We start from the raw sequence: 3,379 nt of genomic DNA, 5'->3' as shown, positions 1-3,379 counted from the left end.
TTGGCGGCGCTGGCGCCGAAGGAGAGCATTGATGAGCGATGACACGCGACTGCTGCTGATCGTCGAGGACGACGAGTCCTTTTCCACCACCCTGCGTCGATCGTTCGAACGCCGCGGCTATACGGTCGTCAGCGCCGCCAGCCCCGAGCAGATGGCCGATGTGTTGAAGGTGCATAGACCGGGGTACGCTGTGGTCGACCTGAAGCTGGGCGGGGCGTCGGGGCTGACCTGCGTTGAGACGCTGCACGCGTTTGACCCCGAAATGAACATCGTCGTCCTGACCGGGTTCGCCAGCATCGCCACGGCGGTTGAGGCCATCAAGCTGGGTGCGCGTCACTATCTGGCCAAGCCGGCCAGCACCGATGACATCGAAACCGCCTTTGGCCGGGCTGACGGTGACGCGGAAACGCCGTTGGGCACACGCCCCACCTCGATCAAGACGCTGGAGTGGGAACGTATCCACGAAACCCTGGTCGAGACGGATTTCAACATCTCCGAGGCGGCGCGACGACTGGGAATGCATCGACGCACCCTGGCGCGGAAACTGGAAAAACGCCGAGTGACGTGAAGGCGGCTTGCCCCACGCATATCGCTGGTCATTATAGCCGCAGGACGACAATGCGGCTGGAGTGGTGATGCGCGGTGAAGTGTTGGGGATCGATGAGGCCGGAACAGGCAGCATCGTCGGTGATGATGGTGCGCGTTATCGATTTGAGCCGTCTGCGGTCTGTGCAACCTCGCCCTTGAAGGTGGGGCAGCGGGTCGACTTCATCGCCACCGAGGATCGTCAGGCGCAGGATATCATGGCGTTGGCGACGCCCGTCGCCGGGGCATCAGCTTCGTTCTCGCCGTCAACGCATGGTCGATTTGATCTGGGCCGCGTGATCGGACGGACCTTTTCAACGATCAAGGCCAATTGGGTCGCCTTCTTTGTCGCGGCGGCTCTGTTCGTTGGTATCCCAAGTGCTCTGATGGCCTATGGGCAGGTCGAAATGGCGACCGGGGATCCGAGTGCGACTTCTGTCCTCGTCATGATCCTGGGGTGGGCCCTCTATCTGATCGGCGCCTATGTCGTGCAGGGCATGGTCGTTAAGGGCGCGATCAACAGCTTCAATGACAAGAAGACGAGCTTCGGTGACGCCTTGAGCGCCGGGGTGAAGGTGTTCCTGCCCTTGCTGGGGCTGGCCATTGTTGCGGGTATCGCCACAGGCTTCGCCTATATCCTGCTGATCGTGCCGGGGGTGATGCTGACGATCATCTGGTCCGTGTCCGCGCCTGCTGTCGTTGCGGAAAAGCGCGGCATTTTCGAAGCCATGCAGCGCAGTCGTGACCTGACGCGCGGCTATCGCTGGCACATATTCGGGTTGCTGGTGATCTATCTGGTGCTGTCGATGATCATCGGCATGCTGGTCGGCGGCGTGAACATGGCGGCCGGCGGCACCTTCAGCGGCGGTGCGCCCAGTTCGATTGTGAACATGATCAGCAACGCCCTGACCAACACCCTGACCAGCGTTGTGGCCTCTGCCGGCGTGGCGGCGCTGTATTACGAACTGCGCGCGATCAAGGAAGGCGCGGGGCCGGAGCAACTGGCGTCCGTGTTTGATTGATAAAATATAAAGGTTCGAATCCGGGGCGCGCGAAAAGATCTGAATCGAACGCCAATAGAAAATATTTGCGTCTCAAGTAACCTCTCGTATTTTCTAGAGAGATACTTGTTAAGTGTGCGGTATTTTTGTGTTTTGAGCGCTGAGATTTGAATCTTGTGCTAGTGTGCGGTTCAGATGCGGAGAGCCTAAGCGCTCAGCCTTCGAACGGCGCCAGGTCGTCGATCATCCGCACCAGATCGGTCAGGGAGGCGGCGCCCATCTTTTTCATGGATTTGGCGCGACGGACTTTGACGGTGATTTCCTTGACGTCCAGTTCGGCGGCGACCTGTTTGTTCAGCTGACCGCGCACGACCAGACGCACGACGTCGCGCTCACCTGGTGTCAGGCTGCGCCAGCGATCCTGAAGGGAGGCGCTTGAGACGACCTGCGCCAGCCGTTGCCGGTCGCGTTCAACGGCGATCTGAACCGCGTCTAGCAGGTCCTGATCGCGGAACGGCTTGGTCAGGAAGTCGACGGCGCCGTCCTTGATCGCCTTGACCCCCATGGCGATGTCGCCGTGGCCGGTGATGAAGATGACCGGCAGATGGACGCCCAACCGATCCATCTGCTGATGAAAGTCCGTGCCGCTCTGACCCGGCATCCGCACGTCAAGGATCAGGCAGCCGGAGCCGTCGCCGCGCGGTTCGGCCAGGAAATCCTGCACCGAGGCGTAGACGCGGGTGTTCAGGGATACGGAATCCAGCAGGTCCGCCAGACCGGCGCGCAGCGAGGCGTCGTCGTCGATGACATAGACGGTGGGCGCTGACGGATCAGTCATGCGTCATCTCCGGCGACAGGCAGATCAAAGGCGAAACAGGCGCCGCCCAGTGGCGAGGTCTCGGTCCAGATGCGTCCGCCATTGGCCTCGACGATGGCGCGGCAGATGGTCAGGCCCAGACCGAATCCGCCCGTCTTGGTGGTCCAGAAGGCGTCGTGCAGATGTTCGGCCGCCTCTGGCGACAGACCCTCGCCATTGTCGGCGACGGCGACGGTCAGGCGGTCCTGGATCAGGCGGGTGGAGACGATCAGGCGGGGCGTGCGTTTCGGGGCTGCGGCTGCGGCCTCCATCCCGTTCAGCAGCAGGTTGCTGACCACCTGCTGCACCTGCACCCGGTCGGCGAAGGCGGAGGGCAGGCCATCGGCCAGGTCGGCGGAGACGACCGCGCCGCTGGCCCCCGCCGCCGATGACGACAGGGCGATGATCTCGGTTACGGCGGCGTTCAGGTCGAAGACGGACGAGGCGGGGGCCTCGTTGCGGGCCAGACGCCGCACCCGGTCCAGAATCTCGCTGGCGCGTTCGGCGTCGCTGATGATGCGGTCGACGGCGGCCAGGGCCTTGTCGGTGTTGGGCTGGGGCTGGGTCAGCCAGCGGCGGCTGGCCCCGGCGCTGGCGGCGATGGCGGCCAGAGGCTGGCTGACCTCATGGGCGATGGAGGCGGTCAGCTGACCCAGAGTGGTCAGGCGGGCGATGCGGGTGATGCGTTCACGGGCCTCGTGGATCTGGGCCTCGGCGCCCTTCAGCTTCAGGCCCAGATAGGCGGTGACGCCGATGGCCACCACGCTGATGCCGGTGTTTATCAGGCCGATCTTGTAGTCGCCGGACGGCGTCAGGATGAAGCTGAGGCAGGTCAGGACCACGCACGCCGCCGCCAGCGCCGCCACCGCCCGCACGCCCAGGCACCGCGTCGCCACCAGCATGACCGCCGTATGGAAGATGGCCACCGCCACGGCGT

Annotated in this window: 4 protein-coding genes; 2 read left to right on the top strand and 2 right to left on the bottom strand. The window is 63.6% G+C overall.

Annotated elements, in window-relative coordinates; all coding sequences use genetic code 11:
* The first annotated feature begins 31 nt into the window (after positions 1-31).
* Together QZ281_RS09620 and QZ281_RS09615 are read left to right on the top strand one after the other, a co-directional pair.
* Positions 32-568, top strand: coding sequence for a response regulator transcription factor (locus tag QZ281_RS09620; RefSeq protein WP_292227671.1), 537 nt, complete (start codon positions 32-34; stop codon positions 566-568).
* A gap of 67 nt (positions 569-635) precedes the next feature.
* Positions 636-1,607 carry a YciC family protein gene (locus tag QZ281_RS09615; RefSeq protein ID WP_292227669.1) on the top strand — a complete coding sequence of 324 codons (972 nt, stop codon included), beginning with the start codon at positions 636-638 and terminating at the stop codon, positions 1,605-1,607.
* Between the two features lie 193 nt (positions 1,608-1,800).
* On the opposite strand, the gene QZ281_RS09610 is transcribed toward QZ281_RS09615, so the two are convergent.
* Both QZ281_RS09610 and QZ281_RS09605 read right to left on the bottom strand, forming a co-directional pair.
* Positions 1,801-2,424, bottom strand: coding sequence for a response regulator (locus QZ281_RS09610; RefSeq protein ID WP_292227667.1), 624 nt, complete (start codon positions 2,422-2,424; stop codon positions 1,801-1,803).
* A partial coding sequence (locus tag QZ281_RS09605) for an ATP-binding protein (RefSeq protein ID WP_292227664.1) occupies positions 2,421-3,379 on the bottom strand: 959 nt, incomplete at its 5' end. The genes QZ281_RS09610 and QZ281_RS09605, both read right to left, overlap by 4 nt.

The organism is Brevundimonas sp. (assembly GCF_018608325.1).
Lineage (GTDB): Bacteria > Pseudomonadota > Alphaproteobacteria > Caulobacterales > Caulobacteraceae > Brevundimonas.
This window is presented reverse-complemented; position numbering and strand designations above follow the sequence as displayed.

What these genes read in the sequence shown, in the direction of transcription:
- QZ281_RS09620 (WP_292227671.1), top strand. Translation starts at nt 32, where the DNA reads ATGAGCGATGACACGCGACTGCTGCTGATCGTCGAGGACGACGAGTCC.
- QZ281_RS09615 (WP_292227669.1), top strand. Translation starts at nt 636, where the DNA reads ATGCGCGGTGAAGTGTTGGGGATCGATGAGGCCGGAACAGGCAGCATC.
- QZ281_RS09610 (WP_292227667.1), bottom strand. Translation starts at nt 2,424, where the DNA reads ATGACTGATCCGTCAGCGCCCACCGTCTATGTCATCGACGACGACGCC.